Origin of the sequence: Klebsiella sp. GG_Kp146, assembly GCF_040061975.1 — a bacterium.
Classification (GTDB): Bacteria; Pseudomonadota; Gammaproteobacteria; order Enterobacterales; family Enterobacteriaceae; genus Klebsiella; species Klebsiella quasipneumoniae.
Map to the genome: position 1 here is coordinate 15,767 of NZ_JBEAHA010000005.1, position 18,801 is coordinate 34,567.

Genomic DNA, 18,801 nt, shown 5'->3' on the forward strand with positions numbered 1-18,801 from the left:
AAATTGTTTAACTGGTAGCTAAGCCACAAAATGGCGCATATTGTAACCCTAAATACCCCATCCAGAGAAGATTGGATAACGCAACTTGCCAATGTTGTGACCAGTCCTGATGAACTGCTGCGTCTTTTAAATGTAGACGCTGATGAAAAACTGCTCGCCGGACGTGAGGCCAGACGCCTGTTCCCGCTGCGCGTCCCGCGCGCGTTTATTGCCCGAATGGAGAAAGGCAACCCTGACGATCCGCTGCTTCGTCAGGTACTTACCGCCGAAGAGGAGTTTATCGTCGCCCCCGGCTACTCCACCGATCCGCTGGAAGAACAGCACAGCGTCGTGCCCGGCCTGTTGCACAAATATCGCAACCGGGCCCTGCTGTTGGTGAAAGGCGGTTGCGCGGTCAATTGCCGTTACTGCTTCCGCCGCCACTTCCCTTATGCCGAAAATCAGGGCACCAGGCGCAACTGGCAGACGGCAATGAACTATATCGCTGAGCATCCGCAGCTTGATGAAATCATCTTCTCCGGCGGCGACCCGCTGATGGCGAAGGACCATGAGCTTGACTGGCTAATGACCCAGCTGGAAGCCATTCCGCACGTTAAGCGTCTGCGTATTCACAGCCGCTTGCCAATCGTGATCCCGGCGCGCATCACCGAGACGCTGACCAGCCGCTTCCACCATTCGTCGCTGCAGGTGATCCTGGTTAACCACGTCAACCACGCTAATGAAATTGACGGCGAGTTTCGCGCGGCGATGGCCATGCTGCGTCAGGCGGGCGTCACGCTGCTTAACCAGAGCGTGCTGCTGCGCGGGGTGAACGATAACGCGCAAACCCTGGCCGATCTCAGCAATGCGCTATTCGATACCGGGGTAATGCCCTACTACCTGCACGTGCTGGACCGGGTACAAGGGGCGGCACACTTTATGGTCAGCGATGATGAAGCCCGTGAAATCATGCGTGAACTGTTGACCCTCATCTCCGGCTATATGGTGCCGAAGCTGGCGCGAGAGATCGGCGGCGAACCCAGCAAGACGCCGCTGGATTTAGGACTGAAGCAGCGTTAGCTCCCCCTCCTTTGTCTGCCAGGTCGTGCTGGCAGACATCTTAATATGAATACACCGTCAGGTTGGGACTAAAATACTCGGCAATCCACTTTACCGTTACCTTCTCAATATAAACCCCAATGGCGGCGTATTATCGATGTAACACGATCAGTACGATAACATTAATAACTATCATCACGACAATCAGCGCGATTAACCAGGTGGGAACTTTAAAGGTTATATGTAATCGTTCCGATACTTTCTCTGCCACCTTTACACTATTTTCCCGCTTATCACTCTCCTGGATTGCTAAATTCACTGGTAATGGAAGACTTAATTTATGGTCAGTTTTTCCCGTATCATTGAAAATGATATCAGCAGTTTTACTACTGTGAAAATGCGTTAATCTTTCCCGATTCATATTCTCGCACTCTTCATCCGAGAGCGGGATAACCAAAGTATCCGGGGCGACGCTAAAGCCTTTTTGCCTGACGGTGATAATGATATCCTCAGAGAGTCCGGCTTTGAGCAGCGATTTTCTCAACAAAGAGATATTTTGATAAAATGTATTTTGCGAAACTACCACTCCCCGTGTTTCCCATACAGCCGCCAGAAATTCATCCCGAGAAATCACTTTGCCGCAATTCTGCAATAGCAGCAGCAAGCATCTGGCGGTAGGCGCATTGAGGCTGATGCTCTCCCCATTCCCGGCAAGCGGTCGCAGCTCATTCATATTGGCATTAAATATAATCTCCTGATTAATTATACAGCCATTAAATAATGCAATGTCATCCATATCCTTGCCCCACGCAACCCTATTATCCATAACAAAAATAAATAATCCCAGCTAAACCATGGCGTGAACATTATCGCTTCAGACAGAAGCGGGGTCAGTTCACATTGAACTTCAGCTTTGAGGATACCGCATAAAAAATGACAAGCGATAGTTATCTTATTTAAAAGCCACATTTTCGGATTAAATTTATCTCAACCTAACTCAACATCTCATTAGAAAAGGTCATTATTAAATTCACGCGTACTTCATCAAGAATTCACAAGCATTTTTTGCACCAGACTTTTAAATTACCCCCGCTTCTCCATGGTTCGCTATGGCAAGTGATATTGTAGCGTCGTTCAACAGGAAGGTAGGTTTCAGCACTATATAAGGAATGCTGGCGCTTATTTTCAATATCAATAGGATTGCATACTCCATTCCCATGATAACTGTTATCGATTCTACACAGGACTAAGTATCTATATATGGATTAATTAAATGAAAAAGACAATCGTAGCTGTAATGGTCGCTGCTTCTGCAGTTCTGAGTGCTCAGGTAATGGCAACCAACACCGCTCAGGTAACTGTACTGGGTGAAGTCTCTGATGCAGCTAACTCTTGCGTCGTGACTCCGACGGGTACCCTGAACAACGGTATCGTTCAGCTGATGACCGTGACCACTACCGAAGCGAATGCTGAAGCGGCTGGTGCTCTGTTTAAAACTCAGGACTTCGGTTTTGACGTGAAAGACTGCGCACAGGGTAGCGCCACTCCGGTTACTGCTGTAACCGTCAATGTGACCGGTGCCTCCAGCAACGCTAACATCCTGGACAACACCGCACCTGGCGGCGCTACCGGCATTGGTATCGGTATCCAGCGCGTACGTGATGCACACCGCGTAGGCTTCGACGGTTCTGACCTCATGACCGAAAGCTACACTGCAGCTGGCGGCACTCAGCTGAAGTACACCACTGGTTATGTGAAAGTGAACTCCGCGACTCCGGTTACCGAAGGTCCGGTTAAAGGTGTTGCGACCTTTACTATCGATTATACCCTCTAATTTTTCCCCGAAGGGCTCCGCTTCACAGCGGGCCCTTTTTCGCATTCAGAGAAAAACCATGTTCAGGAACTTATTAAATATCACCGCATCCTGTGCATTACTCCTCAGTAGTATTGCCCATGCTGGTATTGTGATTGAATCCACACGCTACCTCTATAAAGAAGGTGCGCGTGAAATCACCGCGCAAATCGAAAATAAAGATGACATCCCTTATCTGATTAAATCCTGGGTTGAAGCGCCGGCAGGGAAAACGCCCTCTTTTATGGCTACACCTCCGTTATTCCGCCTTGAGGGTAAGCAGCAGAATACCGTGCGTCTATTTTCTACCGGAAACGTCAATGCCCCGAACGACCGGGAATCCATATACTATTTTAACGTGATGGCCATCCCGCCGGCGGACGATGAGAAAGCCAACGCCAATACTATTCAACTGGCGGTCCGCCACCGCATGCGTCTGGTCTATCGTCCAAAAGCACTTTTCGACCTTTATCCAAACATTGAAGCCAAAAAACTCGAATGGCGGAAATCAGGCACAAAACTGACGATTAAAAATCCTACACCGTTTTTCTTCTATTTCCATAGTGTTCAGATTGGTAGCAAAGAAGTGAAGCCGGAAGTCAACTCGGTCGCTCCAATGACGACCAAAGAAGTGACATTAAAAGAAAATATCAATGCCTCCAGCGTCAACTGGAAAGTAGTTAATGATTATGGCGGAGCAGGATCGCTCTATTCCTCATCGCTGTAATAAGAATTTTATTTTATCATTATAGGGATGTGTCTATGCCAAATAAGAATAATGGATTATTCAAACTATCCGCGGTCTTCCTCGCAATGCTTCCGGCATTGCTTTCTGGTTTGAATAATAAAGCGCAAGCACGTGACTTTTTCGATCCCTCATTCATTAGCTCATTGAATGGTAGCGATCCATCAACCACTCCCGACTTATCTATTTTCCAGACGCAGAACGCACAGGCGCCAGGGGATTATCGGGTAGATATCATGTTTAATGGTCGCTATCTGGATACCAGGACAATGAAGTTTGTTGCGAATAGCCGTGCCACTGGGAATAATCGAGAGCCCGCCCTGGTGCCCTGTTTGAGCCTGAAAACATTGGCAGAGTATGGCGTACGGGTTAAAGCCTTTCCCGAACTGGTCGAGGATAAAAACGGCTGCGCCAATCTTTCAGTCATCCCGGATACCAAAGCGGATTTCGACTTTACCGTCCAGCGCTTGAATATATCCATTCCGCAGGCAGCACTATCTACCACCGCGCAGGGATATATTCCACCGGATCAGTTTGATGACGGCATCAACGCCCTGCTGGTGAACTATCAGTTCAGCGGCTCAAACGACATGCAGGCCAATGACGAATACTACAGCCTGAACCTGCAGTCTGGCCTCAACGTTGGCCCATGGCGTATCCGTAACCTCAGCACCTGGAATAAAAACAACGGCGATGCGGGTGATTGGGACTCAGCCTATCTCTACATGCAGCGCAGCATTCGTCCCATCAACAGTAACCTGCTGATGGGTGAGAGCTCGTCACTCTCAGGCATCTTTGACAGTGTACCGTTTACCGGTATTCAACTGGCCACCGATACATCAATGTTGCCGGAAAGTATGCGCGGCTATGCGCCGATTATCCGTGGTATCGCCAAAACCAACGCCCGTGTCTTTATTAAACAAAACGGCTACCAGGTATACCAGACCTACGTGGCGCCTGGCGCGTTTGAAATCACCGATATGTACCCGAGCGGCGGTAGCGGCGACCTTTACGTCACCGTGGAAGAGTCCGACGGTTCTAAGCAGGAGTTTGTCGTACCGTTCGCTACGCTGCCGGTGATGGTCCGTGAAGATCAGCTGGAATATGAAATTACGTCTGGTAAATATCGTCCTTACGACGGCGGGGTCGATGAAACGCCCTTTACGCAAGCTACCGCGACCTACGGTGTCTCCAGCAGCCTGACGCTTTATGGCGGGGTGCAGGCCGCATCGCGCTATCAGGCGCTGTCAACAGGCCTCGGCTATAACCTCGGCGAGCTTGGCGCCGCCTCGGCAGACGTCACCCAGGCCTGGTCAAAAATGAAAGACGACGAAAAGACCTCTGGGCAGTCATGGCGTGTCCGTTACGGGAAAAATATTATCGAAACCGGTACAAACGTGACTATCGCTGGCTACCGCTATTCCACCCGCGGATTTAATACCCTCTCTGAAGTGTTAGATAGCTATTCTAATGATGGCAAGTATACTCCTCGCTCGCTGCGCAACCGCACCAATCTGACGCTGAATCAAAGCCTGGGTAAAGGCCTCGGCAGTCTGTCTATCAGTGGATTGATTGAAGATTACTGGGACGATAAGCGCACCAACAAGTCGATCAGCGTGGGGTACAACGGTGGCTTCCGCAATGTAAACTATTACCTCGGGTACAGCTATAACCGCTATACCTGGAGCGGGAATAACTCCGGGAAAGACGCCCAGGACGATCAGCGTATCTCGCTGACCGTCACGCTGCCGCTGAGCAACTGGCTACCGGGCACCTATACCAGTTATCAGTTAACCAACAGTAATCCGGGGTCTACCGATCAGTCGGTCTCCATCGGTGGTAACGCGCTGGATAACGACAGCCTGGAGTGGAGCCTGCAGCAAGGATACAGCAACCGGGAATACTACAGCGGCGATATGCGCGCAACCTATAACGGTGCTCGCGGCAGCGTCAATGCCGGTTACAGCTACGATCGCGGTAGCGAGCGTATAGACTATGGCGCCAACGGCAGCATTGTCGCTCATGCCGATGGGGTCACGCTTGGTCAGGACATCACCGATGCCGCCGTACTGGTTAAGGCCCCAGGTTTGGATAACGTCAAGCTGGCCAACGATAACACCATCACCACCGACTATCGTGGTTACGCCATCGTACCTTATGTCACGCCTTATCGTCGCACCGATATCACCCTCGATAGTACTTCGCTTGGCGAAGATATGGAGCTTCCGGAAACCACGCAGAGCGTCGTTCCGACACGCGGCGCCATCGTACGGGCCAATTATGCCGGTAATATCGGCCAGCGCGCATTTGTCCATCTGAAAACGGCCAGCGGCCAGGACGTACCTTATGGTGCGATGGTGTTACTCGCCGGGAGCAGCCAGGCACAGCCAAGCATCGTCAGCGACGCCGGGATGGTCTATATGTCCGGCCTGCAGCAAACCGGAATACTTAACGTGCAATGGGGCAAAAGCGCGGCGCAGCAGTGCAATGCTTCCTTTACTTTACCGGCCAGGGAAGGCAAAGCGGCTGGCATCAGTCAAATCGAAACAATTTGTCGCTAATATTGACCAAGGACAATAAAGAATGAGAAAAACACTGATTTTTCTATCTATATTATTATGTTGTTGTGAAGCAGCTGCCAAATGCGATTATGATGGTTCCGCTGGGCAAGCAGTATTTAACTTAAGTCCTAAAATCGCAACGGATCCAACAATACCCGTAGGTACAGTTTTGTATACCAAAAAAGTTGGTACCGGACACTATAAAACCTTTGAATGCAGCAAGATAATGGGTGATCAGTATATCATTACCTCATCCGCACCCGAGGTCTCTGGTGTCACGGGTATAATGGGAAAACCGGTCTATGAAACGGGGATTGATGGTATTGGTTTTCAGTTTTCAGATATTCTGGACAGCAAGCATGGTTCAATTAAACCCGCAGTGGCACAATCTACGATTGTGCCAATTTTAGAGTCGAATGATGACTACAAATTTATGACAGTATGGTTAATAAAAACAAAACCTGTCATTGATACATCCGGCGTCAGTACCAATCCAGTATTTAAATTCTCAGCGGGTAACTTAAGCACCAACCCCAGGGCGGCAGATCGTCTGTTAATGACTGCGTCTCTGAAATTCAAGAGTATTTCTTATAAGGCGACCTCGTGTGATATTTCTGTGTCTGGACCGAGCCAAATCACCTTAAATACAATTGAAAAAAACACATTAATGTCAATCCCTCGGGGTGGCACAACCCCATCACAGAAAACTATCACAATGGACGTTTCATGCCCAGCGGGTTCAATTGGTAATAAACTTTACTATTGGTTTAACCCAGTTAGCGGCACCAGTCCTGCGGGGGATGGCATCATCGATAATCTGCTAACAGGAGGCGGAGCAGCAAGCAACGTTGGCATTATCTTCAAAAAAGACAATAGTCCCGTTATATTTTATGACGCAGAGACATACAGTTTTGCCAGCGCTCAAGCATCACAAAAAATTAACTTTACCGCCGATTATTACCGAATGAGCGACAACAGCGCTGAAGTCTCGGCCGGGCATGTAAAAGCGATACTAGAGGTAGTAGTTCAGGAGGAATAAAGAGAACCATAATCTCATAAAAGGTGGATAATGATATCCACCTTTTTTATTTACCCATACATAATCAAAAGCATTATGATATGTACGTATGAAAGTAACACACTACAATTTGAATCACACCCATAATAACAGCTTAATTTAACTTGCTAAAATTAATATTACTTTATGAATCTGTAAAATAATTAGATTAGATTCAGAATGAATCTGAAATTTCATCAACAATTCACATTAAGTTGAGTTGATTCATACTACAGCAACGACTATCTTCTCTGCGGACCAACTTCTGGTCTGGATTGAACATATAATTTTAATTTTAGTTAAAGGACTAATCATGCATCAATTAACTGTATTTGAAATGGAAGAGATTTCTGGCGGCGCGCTGACTGATACTCTTACCGATATTATGACCTGGGCTGCTAAAGAAGCAGGCGCCGTCGCTCTGGGCGCCTCTCTGGGGGCGATTTTTGGGACAGCTTTCGCTGGACGTTGGGGCGGGGCTGGTGGTGGTCTTCTCGGCTTTGGCGCAATCGGTCAGGGTGTAGGTATGTTGTTTGGCTTAGTAGCTGGTGGCGTCTGCTTTGGTATTGCTGCAGGTATCGTTGGCTGGGATATGACTCTGGATTATGCAACAGGTGTAATGGATGCCGTTTATGATGGAACATTAAACTTCTGGAGCAATTAATTTACGCCTCAGCTGGTTGCTCAACGTTTTGTTGACATTCTTTATTAAGTAAATAGGGCCTGAAATATCGGGCCTTTTCATTTCATTATGTAAGTGATAATTATGTTAAGAAAAATCTATCGCAAGGAAGCGATCGAATACAAAAAGCATCACTGGAAAGGAAAGGCTTTGCTGCTAGCAGGGCTTCCGGCATGGCTTATTGCATTACTTTCATTTGCCTTTCTAGCCATTCTAATAATCACCACAATATTTTGTACCTTTACCCAACGCATTGATGTTCGTGGGGAAGTTATTACTTTACCTCATTCTGTCAATGTTTATGCGCCACAGCAAGGATTTGTTATTTCCCAATATGCCAAAGTCGGTGACCTTGTCGCCAAAGGACAGTCTTTATATGAAATTGACATCTCCCGCAATACAACAACAGGCAACGTCAGTACGGCGCAAATAGAAGTCATTAATGAAAAGATTGCGAACGCTGAAGATATCATCACCAAACTTTCTCATAATAAAGAAGAAACCCGATTATCTTTAGATAAACAGCTAAAAACCATCAATGATTCGTTAAAAGAAACTAACCGCATGCTGGTTAATGCGCAGACTGGTTTAAAGAAAATGCATGATAATCTTTCCAGTTACGATAAATATCTTCGTGATGGCCTTATCACCAAAGATCAGTATAACTATCAGCATTCATTATACTTTCAACAACAGAGCACCTATCAGTCTTTGGTCAGTCAGAAAATGCAACTGGAATCCCAGGTAACCCAGTTGAATAGCGATAAAATCACAAAAACGGCAGATTTTGACAACCAAATATCATCTCAGGAAAACCAGATAAATGATTACAAAAACCAGTTGGTTGAATCAAATGCCAATGGTAATGTCATCATTAAAGCAACCACAGAAGGACGCATTGAATCGCTGGCTGTAACAAAAGGACAAATGGTCGACAAAGGCAGCAGTTTAGCGCAAATCAAACCCACTGGTGATATAGAGTATTATCTTATTTTATGGTTACCTAATAATAGCATACCTTATGTCAAACCGGGTGATGTCATTAACATCCGCTATGATGCGTTCCCATCCGATAAATTTGGGCAATTCCCGGGAAAAATACTTTCAATATCTTCGGTCCCGACATCCCGACAGGAACTGTCTGAATACACTAATGTTAATAATGGAACGAATCAGCAGGAACTGGCACTCTATAAAACCATTGTCAAAATTGAAAACAAAACCTTTAATTACAATGGTAAAACGCTTTCGCTTTCTAATGGACTGAAGGCTCAAGCCGTTGTATTTCTCGAAGAGCGCCCACTTTATATGTGGATGTTTACCCCTGTGTATAAGATAACTCAAAGCATTACTGGGCCAATCCATGACTAACGAATTGTTCAAAACCATTGTTGCAAAACTAAATTTTTCTCTGGTTAACAAAACGCCTGTTATTCTACAGTCAGAATCATCGGAATGTGGAGTTGCCTGTCTGGCGATGGTCTGTGGTTATTATGGGTTAAATATCGATTTATTTAATTTTCGTCAACGATTCGGTAGCCCCTCACAGGGCTCCTCACTGCTGTCTCTAAGCAAAACAGCCGAGCAGGCTGGTTTAAAAAACCGTGCGCTAGCGCTCGACCTCGATGAAATAAAACAGCTTAAGCTTCCCTGCATCATCCACTGGGGAATGAACCACTATGTAGTCCTTACAAAAGTAAAGAAAAACGGATTTGTGATTCACGATCCCGCGCTGGGTAAACGAATCATTGGCATCAGTGAGATGTCAAATAATTTTACCGGCGTTGCGCTTGAACTCTGGCCTGACCATAACTTCCAACAAGAGGAGGCGAAATCCCGTTTACGACTCCTGGATTTAATGCATAAAATTGTTGGTTTAAAATCGGCGCTGATTAAGATCTTTGCTTTCTCTGTTGTGGTAGAAGCGATTGGCCTCCTGTTGCCTATTGGTACACAGTTAGTAACTGACCATGTGATTATGGCGCACGATGAAAGTTTACTCTCTGTTATTTGTATTGGTTTAATATTTTTCACGCTATTCCGCACGTTTATTAGCATGCTCCGAGCATGGACGTCGTTAACGTTGAATACGTTGACAAACATTCAATGGAAAACAACGCTATTCGATCATTTAGCAAGTTTGCCATTATCTTTTTTCGAGAAGAGACACTTAGGTGATATCCAGTCTCGTTTCTCGTCTCTGGATACCATTCGTTCAATTTTTACCAACAGTATCGTCACTGGCATCATCGATTCGATAATGACGATCGGTTTGTTAGTCATGCTGACATTATATGGCGGCTGGTTAGTCTGGGTCGTCATTGGCTTTACCGTCTGCTATGCGATTATGCGCTTCGCTACCTATAGTTTTTATCGGCGCGTAACGGAAGAGCAGGTCGTTAAGGGGGCGCGTGCTAACTCTCACTTTATGGAGTCGCTTTATGGCATTTCCACGATCAAAGCATTAAATTTAAAAGAACGTCGCTCGCAGCATTGGCTGAATCTTAACGTTGATGCCAGTAACGCAGGTATTAAGCAAACTCGCTTTGATATGATGTTTGGTGGGATTAATACCTTTATCACCTCTATCGATCAGGTGGTGGTACTGTGGTTGGGTGCCATTATGGTAATTGATAACGAGATGACGCTCGGTATGTTTATGGCATTTAATGCTTATCGAGGCCAGTTTTCTCAACGTGCATCGAATCTCATTGATTTGGTGATGCAGCTTCGTATGCTCTCGCTTCATAATGAACGTCTATCTGAAATCGCCTTTAGCGAACCGGAAAAAGAACTTCCATCCCGACGTGTGTTTACAGAAAACACCGGCGTGATGCTTGAAGTCAGGAACCTGAGTTATCAATACGATCCTTTTTCACAACCCATTTTTACCAATCTGAATATAACGGTTGCCCCAGGCGAGTCTGTCGCGCTAATTGGCCCATCTGGCGTTGGCAAAACCACGCTGTTGAAAGTCATGTGCGGTTTGCTTTCACCTGACTCCGGCGAAATACTGGCGGATAATCTGGAGATTCAAAAAATTGGTTTAAATAACTATCGTCTCGGTATCGCCTGCGTACTTCAGGAGGATCGTCTCTTTTCAGGTTCACTTATCGATAATATCAGTGGTTTTGATGATAACCCCGATTTGGAATTCGTAATGGAATGTGCCAAACATTGCAACATCCATGATGAAATCATGAAGATGGCGATGGGATACGAAACCATTGTCGGCGAACTGGGGCTGGGCATTTCCGGCGGTCAAAAGCAACGTATCCTGATCGCTCGTGCTTTGTACCGTAAACCGAGTATCCTGTTTATGGACGAGGCCACCAGTCACCTCGACTTAAAAAATGAGTCGGTTATCAACCAATCCATCTCATCATTAAGTATCACCCGAATTATTGTCGCGCACCGGCCATCAACCATTGCATCTGCCGATCGCGTTATTGACCTCTCACAATCGAAGTCGATGGCTACCGCTTAATAAAGGAGAAGATTATGCAAGGAACGTTTATTGGTTTTAATACTGCAGGAATTACTTTTGAAGAGCGTTTCCTGGCGCTGTTACTTAAGGTCAAGAAAGCGAATGATACCTGTGAGATTTTCTATCTTCAGGCACCCGTACTGGCCGACCTGCTTCTGATACTGCAAAGTAGAATGGCCTTAATTTTTCAGCGACTTGAAAATAAAGGCGAGGCTTACAAAGATGAGATTATCGCTTATAACGAAACACTTGTTACCCATATCCCCACGGTAGAAATGGCTGAAATACAACAGCCTTCTCCTGAGCGGCGTATAATGTCTATTACGCTTAAACCTGGCGAAACGCAGTCGACGCTGATCCTGGTATTTCAGGATGAGCAAATTAAGACGTTAACTATTGATGACCGACAGGTTGAAGCCCTGATAATTGGTATTCAACAGGCATTAAAAACAGTCGGCGATCAGGAACTTATCCAGTATTTAAGTTCAAATATGGATTTTTTAATGTGCTACAGCGTCGACTTAACTACTCAGCCGAATATTGATTACCAGCAGTATCCCCAGGAAGAATGGAAGCTAAACCTGTTTTCCCATTATCTGGGCGTGCTCTATTGCTGCGAGACGGACGAAGGCAAGAAAATTGTCTCCGGTGCGGTGGTAAAAACCAGTGCGCCACATTTATCTGAAATGGAAAACAGCGTGGTAGTACGCCTTATTGAGAAAAGCCCCAAGCTTAAGGCGATGCACACGGCGCTGGCGCCATGCCAGATCTTTAGTACCATTATCCCTTCCCAGCCGGGAAGAATGCTCAGTCTGGAAGAGTGCCTGCGTCCACTGCACGCCTTCTATCTGGAGAAGAAAGCGGAGCTTAACGCCTGACCCTCTTCTACCGGTCACGCCTCTCTCTACGCTCGCAGAGAGAGGCATCGCGCATCAGTTCGGGCACTTATAAACCTGGCCGTTCATCTCGCTGTCGGTGGGCACAAAGCTCGACAACAGATTTTGCGTCGGGCTGCTGACGCCATAAATCACGTTGCCGCCCATGGCTGCCGCCTGGTTACGCAGGGCGTTAGCCGCACCGCGCATGGAGCCACCCTCATCGCCATTCTGGCCGGAGAGCCAGTTGCTCTGTTTACCCGTCGCGGTCCCTAACAGCTGACACTCTGCGCCCGGCTTCTCCTGCACGAAGCGCACATTCTGGCCGGCGGAGGTTAATTCATTGCTGGAACTGCAACCTGCCAACAGTAAGGCTGCGCCGACAATCCCTGCTAAATATTTTACCTGCATGTTAATCCCCATGATCGATGAGCTGGACGCACTGGCCCGGATGTAAACCTGTCATCCTTCAAACTGCGTCGGCATGAGCCGCTTTCATTCCTTAGCCGGTCGCGCTAGTTAGTCGCTTCCGATACGGAGGTGCTTGCCGCTCTGATGCAGCTTAAATGATTTTTATGTATAAGCCTTATACTAAAAAGCGCGCCAAAAGAAAAACCCCCAGCCATTACTGGCCAGGGGTTTCTGCTTTTTTATGCCGTAGAGCGCACGATTACATCATGCCGCCCATACCGCCCATGCCGCCCATACCGCCAGCAGCACCTAAATCAGGCGCATCGCCTTTCGGCAGGTCGGTCACCATGCACTCGGTGGTGATCATCAGGCCAGCCACGGAAGCCGCGTACTGCAGTGCAGAACGGGTGACTTTGGTTGGGTCCAGGATACCGAAGTCGATCATGTTGCCGTATTCTTCAGTTGCCGCGTTGTAACCGTAGTTACCGTCGCCGGCTTTCACGTTGTTCGCCACAACAGACGGCTCTTCACCGGCGTTGGACACGATCTGACGCAGCGGCGCTTCCATTGCGCGCAGCGCAACTTTGATACCGACGTTCTGATCTTCGTTCTGACCGGTCAGGCCAGCGAGTTTCGCTGCAACGCGAACCAGCGCTACGCCGCCGCCAGCCACCACGCCTTCTTCAACCGCAGCACGAGTGGCGTGCAGGGCATCGTCGACGCGTGCTTTTTTCTCTTTCATTTCAACTTCGGTTGCCGCGCCGACTTTGATTACGGCAACGCCGCCAGCCAGTTTAGCGACACGTTCCTGCAGTTTTTCACGGTCGTAGTCGGAGGTTGCTTCTTCAATCTGCTTACGGATCTGAGCAACGCGGCCCTGGATTGCAGATTCTTCGCCAACGCCATCGATGATGGTGGTGGTGTCTTTGTTGATAACCACGCGTTTCGCCTGGCCCAGGTCTTCCAGAGTCGCTTTTTCCAGCTCCATACCGATCTCTTCAGAGATAACGGTACCGCCAGTCAGCGTCGCGATATCCTGCAGCATGGCTTTACGACGGTCGCCGAAGCCCGGCGCTTTCACCGCAGCCACTTTCACGATGCCGCGCATGGTGTTAACCACCAGGGTCGCCAGCGCTTCGCCTTCAACGTCTTCAGCGATGATAACCAGCGGTTTGCCAGCTTTCGCTACGGCTTCCAGAACCGGCAGCATTTCGCGGATGTTGGAGATTTTTTTGTCAGCCAGCAGGATGAACGGGCTTTCCAGCTCAACGGCGCCGGTGTCCGGCTTGTTGATGAAGTACGGAGACAGGTAGCCGCGGTCGAACTGCATACCTTCAACCACGTCCAGTTCGTCTTCCAGACCGGTACCGTCTTCAACGGTGATCACGCCTTCTTTGCCGACTTTATCCATCGCTTCCGCGATCAGTTTACCGACGGTTTCGTCGGAGTTAGCGGAGATGGTACCTACCTGAGCGATAGCTTTGGAGTCAGAGCACGGAACGGACAGCGCTTTCAGTTCTTCAACAGCGGCAACGACAGCTTTGTCGATACCACGTTTCAGATCCATCGGGTTCATGCCTGCAGCAACCGCTTTCAGGCCTTCGTTCACGATAGCCTGCGCCAGCACGGTTGCGGTGGTGGTACCGTCGCCTGCCGCGTCGTTCGCTTTAGAGGCAACTTCTTTCACCATCTGCGCGCCCATGTTTTCGAACTTGTCTTCCAGCTCGATTTCACGTGCAACGGAAACACCATCTTTGGTGATGGTCGGCGCGCCGAAGGATTTGTCCAGTACCACGTTACGGCCTTTCGGGCCCAGGGTCACTTTAACTGCATCTGCCAGTACGTTTACGCCGCGCAGCATTTTTACACGAGCGTCGTTACCGAATTTTACGTCTTTTGCTGCCATTTCTTATATTCCTCAAATTCGTTCAGGGTCGTGCGAATTAAGCTTCAACAATTGCCAGGATGTCGCTTTCGGACATGATCAGCACTTCTTCGTTGTCAATCTTTTCAGTCTTCACGCCGTAGCCATCGTTGAAAATCACGATGTCACCAACTTTAACGTCCAGCGGCTGCACGGTCCCGTTTTCCAGGATGCGGCCTTTACCGACAGCGATGATTTCGCCACGCGTTGACTTAGCTGCTGCAGAACCGGTCAGAACGATGCCGCCCGCAGATTTGGTTTCAACTTCTTTACGTTTGACGATCACACGATCATGTAACGGACGAATACTCATTGATAGCTCTCCTTCGAGAAAGTCATTATCAGTTATGGGTGACGCCGGGCCGAACGCGGTTTACCGGCTAGTGCAGAGAGAGATGGGGATGGCCATTTCCCGCTTCAAGGGCAAAATTATAAAAAATTTTTACCTTTGCGCTGGCGCGCAAAAAGCGGCGCCACCGGGCAACCGGTCATAAGGAAAAGCGATTGTGATACTCTCTTTCTTTTTACTGGCGCAGGATGGAATCATGAGTGGTTTAAAACAGGAGTTAGGGCTGGGACAGGGAGTCGGGTTGCTTTCCACCTCACTGCTGGGCACCGGCGTTTTCGCCGTTCCGGCGCTGGCGGCACTGGTCGCTGGCGATAACAGCCTGTGGGCATGGCCGTTGCTTATCCTCCTTGTTTTTCCGATTGCCATCGTCTTCGCCCTGCTGGGCCGCCATTTCCCCAGCGCGGGCGGCGTGGCCCACTTTGTCGATATGGCCTTTGGCCCACGTCTGGCCAGCGTCACCGGCTGGCTGTTTTTATCGGTTATCCCGGTCGGGCTCCCCGCCGCCCTGCACATCGCCACCGGCTTCGGCCAGGCGCTGTTCGGCTGGCATGATGCGCAGCTGCTGCTGGCGGAGTTGGGTACCCTGGCCATCGTCTGGTGGGTCGGTTCACGTGGCGCCAGCTCCAGCGCCAACCTGCAGACGCTGGTTGCCGTGCTGATCGTGGCGCTGATCGTCGCCGTCTGGTGGCGCGGCGGGATAAGTCCGGCGCAGATCCCCTTCCCCGCCCCGGCGGAGATCGACCGCGGCCAGCTCTTCTCCGCGCTGTCGGTGATGTTCTGGTGCTTTGTCGGCCTGGAAGCCTTTGCCCACCTCGCCTCGGAGTTTAAACACCCCGAGCGCGATTTTCCCCGCGCGCTGATGATAGGCCTGCTGCTTGCCGGTTCGGTCTACTGGGCCTGCACCGTGCTGGTGTTGCACTTCCACGCCTTTGGCGAGGAGATGGCGGCGGCGGCGTCATTACCGAATATCGTGGTCCGCCTGTTCGGCGTCGAAGCGCTGTGGGTGGCCTGCGTCATCGGTTACCTCGCCTGTTTCGCCAGCCTCAACATCTATATTCAGAGCTTCGCCCGCCTGGTCTGGTCGCAGGCGCAGCATAAGCCACAGAGCTACCTCGCGAGGCTGTCGCCGCGGCAGATCCCGCGCAACGCCCTCAACGCCGTGCTGGGCTCCTGCGTGGTCAGCACCTTGTGTATCTATTTTCTCGATATCAATCTGGACGCGCTGATCGTCTATGCCAACGGCATTTTCATCATGATCTATCTGCTGTGCATGCTGGCGGGCTGTCGTTTGGTGCGCGGCCGCTATCGGCTGCTGGCGGCGGTGGGCAGCATTCTCTGTCTGCTGCTGCTGGCGATGGTCGGCTGGAAGAGTCTGTACGCGCTGGTGATGCTGGCGGTGCTGTGGTTGTTTTTACCGAGACGTAAGCTGGCGACAGGAAGCGTATAGGCGCAAAAAGAAAGCGGCCCGGTCGCGTCTGCAGACCGGGCCGATAAACGTTAATCGCGGCGATCGTCCTTGTGGTCCAGACGGTCGCGCTGTTCATCCTTGCGCTGGTATTCCCCTTCGAAGGTCTCTCCGCCGCCAGTCCCGGCGCTAAAGCCGCCGCCCGGCATCCGGCTGAAGCGCAAATGCGGCATCAGCTTCATCGTCAGGTGCTTCTGCACCGGGGGCAAAAGCAGCAGCAGGCCGAGGAAGTCGGTAAAGAACCCCGGGATCAACAGCAGCAGGCCAGCGATAATCAGCGAGACGCTCTTGATCATCTCCGCCGCCGGGCTCTCGCCCGCGGCCATCTTCTGCTGCATCAGCAGGAAGTTTTTGAAGCCCTGGTTGCGCACCAGCGACATCCCCACCACCGAGCTAAAGATCACCAGGATCAGCGTCATAAAGACGCCCAGCACGTGCGCGACCTGGATAAAGATCGATATCTCAATGTAAACGTAAAGAAAAAAGGCAATAAACGGAATCCAACGCACCGGCGTCTCCTTCATCGACAGGCGCCGAATTCGGCCCCCGTAGTCATCAATTTGCTGATCGCATCCCACTAAGATGGGGATGCTGAGCGGCTTTTCAATCAGCGGAAATGCTTATTTTTTCCAAGAATAGGAAAGCGGTGACCCATTTCACAGATTAATAAATCTTCTCACACCCGCGATGTAATAAGTGATCAAGCTTACTGATATTCGCTATCATCAGCATATGATCTTGGGCACCGGGCCGGTTAAGGAAATAATCGTCGGCCAGAAAATATACTGAATCCTGGATATTCTGTGTATTTGGTGAATTCATTGGCAGCTTGAAAAGAAGGTTCACATGTTAAACAACATTCGTATCGAAGAAGATCTGTTGGGCACCAGGGAAGTTCCCGCGGACGCTTACTACGGCGTTCATACTCTGCGAGCGATTGAAAACTTCTACATTAGCAACAGCAAAATCAGCGACATACCAGAATTCGTGCGCGGCATGGTGATGGTGAAGAAAGCCGCCGCGCTGGCGAACAAGGAGCTGCAGACCATTCCCAAAAGCGCGGCAAATGCGATTATCGCCGCCTGTGACGAAGTCCTGAATAACGGCAAATGCATGGACCAGTTCCCGGTCGATGTCTTCCAGGGCGGGGCCGGCACCTCCGTAAACATGAACACCAACGAAGTTCTGGCAAACATCGGCCTCGAGCTGATGGGCCACCAGAAAGGCGAATACCAGTACCTGAACCCAAACGATCACGTCAACAAATGCCAGTCCACCAACGATGCCTACCCGACCGGGTTCCGCATTGCGGTGTATGCCTCTATCCTCAAGTTAATCGATGCGATTAAGCAGCTGGGCGAAGGTTTCCAGGCGAAAGCCGAGGAGTTCCAGGACATCCTCAAGATGGGCCGCACCCAGCTGCAGGACGCGGTGCCGATGACCCTCGGTCAGGAGTTCCATGCCTTCAATGTGCTGCTCAATGAAGAGACCAAAAGCATTCTGCGCACTGCGGAGCTGCTGCTGGAAGTGAACCTTGGCGCAACCGCCATCGGCACACGCCTCAACACCCCGGACGGTTATCAACAGCTGGCGGTGCAGAAGCTGGCGGAAGTGAGCAACTTACCGGTTGTTCCGGCGGAAGATCTGATTGAAGCCACCTCGGACTGCGGGGCGTACGTCATGGTTCACAGCTCGCTGAAACGCCTGGCGGTGAAACTGTCCAAGATCTGTAACGACCTGCGCCTGCTCTCTTCCGGACCGCGCGCGGGCCTCAACGAAATTAACCTGCCTGAGCTGCAGGCTGGCTCTTCTATTATGCCGGCGAAGGTTAACCCGGTGGTGCCGGAGGTGGTCAACCAGGTCTGCTTTAAAGTGATCGGCAACGACACCACGGTAACCATGGCCTCCGAAGCCGGGCAGCTGCAGCTGAACGTGATGGAGCCGGTGATCGGCCAGGCGATGTTCGAGTCTATCCACATTCTGACCAACGCCTGCTACAACCTGCTGGAGAAATGCGTCAACGGCATTACCGCCAACAAAGCGGTGTGCGAAGGTTACGTCTATAACTCCATCGGCATCGTCACCTACCTCAACCCGTTTATCGGCCACCACAATGGCGATATCGTCGGCAAGATCTGCGCCGAAACCGGGAAGAGCGTGCGGGAAGTGGTGCTGGAACGTGGGCTGCTGACGGCGGCGGAGCTGGATGACATTTTCTCCGCGCAAAACCTGATGCATCCCGCTTATAAAGCGAAGCGTTATACCGATGAAAGCGAACAGTAATCTTTCCGGATAGTCATTCAAAGGCATGTCAGCGATGACATGCCTTTTTGCTTTTTAGTTTTACTAAAATAC

16 protein-coding genes are annotated in these 18,801 nt (G+C 49.8%); 11 read left to right on the top strand and 5 right to left on the bottom strand.

Annotation, left to right across the window (positions count from 1 at the left end):
* Positions 1–30 precede the first annotated feature (30 nt).
* A complete protein-coding gene (epmB, locus tag ABLU95_RS07405) occupies positions 31–1,059 on the top strand; it encodes an EF-P beta-lysylation protein EpmB (RefSeq protein WP_261901839.1) in 1,029 nt (342 codons plus the stop codon).
* 130 nt (positions 1,060–1,189) lie between these two features.
* Here the strand turns inward: epmB and ABLU95_RS07410 are convergent, their stop codons facing one another.
* Positions 1,190–1,834 (bottom strand): winged helix-turn-helix domain-containing protein, encoded by a 645-nt coding sequence (locus ABLU95_RS07410; protein ID WP_080901643.1) that lies wholly within the window; start codon positions 1,832–1,834, stop codon positions 1,190–1,192.
* A gap of 477 nt (positions 1,835–2,311) precedes the next feature.
* On the opposite strand from ABLU95_RS07410, the gene ABLU95_RS07415 reads away from it, so the two are divergent.
* The 8 genes from ABLU95_RS07415 to yjeJ all read left to right on the top strand — a co-directional run bounded on the left by ABLU95_RS07415 (position 2,312) and on the right by yjeJ (position 12,300).
* A complete protein-coding gene (locus ABLU95_RS07415; protein ID WP_004206418.1) occupies positions 2,312–2,872 on the top strand; it encodes a fimbrial protein in 561 nt (186 codons plus the stop codon).
* Between the two features lie 58 nt (positions 2,873–2,930).
* Complete coding sequence (locus ABLU95_RS07420; RefSeq protein ID WP_348879148.1) at positions 2,931–3,617, top strand: molecular chaperone; 687 nt, start codon at positions 2,931–2,933, stop codon at positions 3,615–3,617.
* Between the two features lie 35 nt (positions 3,618–3,652).
* Positions 3,653–6,196 (top strand): fimbria/pilus outer membrane usher protein, encoded by a 2,544-nt coding sequence (locus ABLU95_RS07425; RefSeq protein ID WP_348879150.1) that lies wholly within the window; start codon positions 3,653–3,655, stop codon positions 6,194–6,196.
* Between the two features lie 22 nt (positions 6,197–6,218).
* Positions 6,219–7,235 (top strand): fimbrial protein, encoded by a 1,017-nt coding sequence (locus ABLU95_RS07430; protein ID WP_080901616.1) that lies wholly within the window; start codon positions 6,219–6,221, stop codon positions 7,233–7,235.
* A gap of 331 nt (positions 7,236–7,566) precedes the next feature.
* Complete coding sequence (locus tag ABLU95_RS07435) at positions 7,567–7,917, top strand: hypothetical protein (protein ID WP_023291697.1); 351 nt, start codon at positions 7,567–7,569, stop codon at positions 7,915–7,917.
* 102 nt (positions 7,918–8,019) lie between these two features.
* Positions 8,020–9,306, top strand: a complete 1,287-nt coding sequence (locus tag ABLU95_RS07440) for an HlyD family secretion protein (protein ID WP_086075972.1) — start codon at positions 8,020–8,022, stop codon at positions 9,304–9,306.
* Complete coding sequence (locus ABLU95_RS07445; protein WP_087777365.1) at positions 9,299–11,422, top strand: peptidase domain-containing ABC transporter; 2,124 nt, start codon at positions 9,299–9,301, stop codon at positions 11,420–11,422. Before ABLU95_RS07440 ends, ABLU95_RS07445 begins: the two co-directional genes overlap by 8 nt.
* A gap of 14 nt (positions 11,423–11,436) precedes the next feature.
* Entirely contained in the window at positions 11,437–12,300 is an 864-nt protein-coding gene (yjeJ, locus tag ABLU95_RS07450) for a YjeJ family protein (RefSeq protein WP_112201935.1), read from the top strand.
* Positions 12,301–12,354: 54 nt separating this feature from the next.
* Here the strand turns inward: yjeJ and ABLU95_RS07455 are convergent, their stop codons facing one another.
* The 3 genes from ABLU95_RS07455 to ABLU95_RS07465 all read right to left on the bottom strand — a co-directional run bounded on the left by ABLU95_RS07455 (position 12,355) and on the right by ABLU95_RS07465 (position 14,945).
* Entirely contained in the window at positions 12,355–12,708 is a 354-nt protein-coding gene (locus ABLU95_RS07455) for a DUF4156 domain-containing protein (protein WP_004152419.1), read from the bottom strand.
* A gap of 259 nt (positions 12,709–12,967) precedes the next feature.
* Positions 12,968–14,614, bottom strand: coding sequence for a chaperonin GroEL (gene groL, locus ABLU95_RS07460; protein ID WP_023291693.1), 1,647 nt, complete (start codon positions 14,612–14,614; stop codon positions 12,968–12,970).
* 37 nt (positions 14,615–14,651) lie between these two features.
* Positions 14,652–14,945 (bottom strand): co-chaperone GroES, encoded by a 294-nt coding sequence (locus ABLU95_RS07465; protein WP_004152420.1) that lies wholly within the window; start codon positions 14,943–14,945, stop codon positions 14,652–14,654.
* Positions 14,946–15,177: 232 nt separating this feature from the next.
* On the opposite strand from ABLU95_RS07465, the gene yjeH reads away from it, so the two are divergent.
* On the top strand, positions 15,178–16,428 hold the full coding sequence (gene yjeH / locus ABLU95_RS07470) for an L-methionine/branched-chain amino acid transporter (protein WP_348879159.1): 1,251 nt from the start codon (positions 15,178–15,180) through the stop codon (positions 16,426–16,428).
* A gap of 50 nt (positions 16,429–16,478) precedes the next feature.
* On the opposite strand, the gene ABLU95_RS07475 is transcribed toward yjeH, so the two are convergent.
* Positions 16,479–16,955: an FxsA family protein gene (locus tag ABLU95_RS07475; protein ID WP_023291691.1), complete on the bottom strand. Its 477-nt coding sequence runs from the start codon at positions 16,953–16,955 to the stop codon at positions 16,479–16,481.
* Between the two features lie 337 nt (positions 16,956–17,292).
* On the opposite strand from ABLU95_RS07475, the gene aspA reads away from it, so the two are divergent.
* Positions 17,293–18,729, top strand: a complete 1,437-nt coding sequence (gene aspA / locus ABLU95_RS07480; RefSeq protein WP_004177762.1) for an aspartate ammonia-lyase — start codon at positions 17,293–17,295, stop codon at positions 18,727–18,729.
* Positions 18,730–18,801 lie beyond the last annotated feature (72 nt).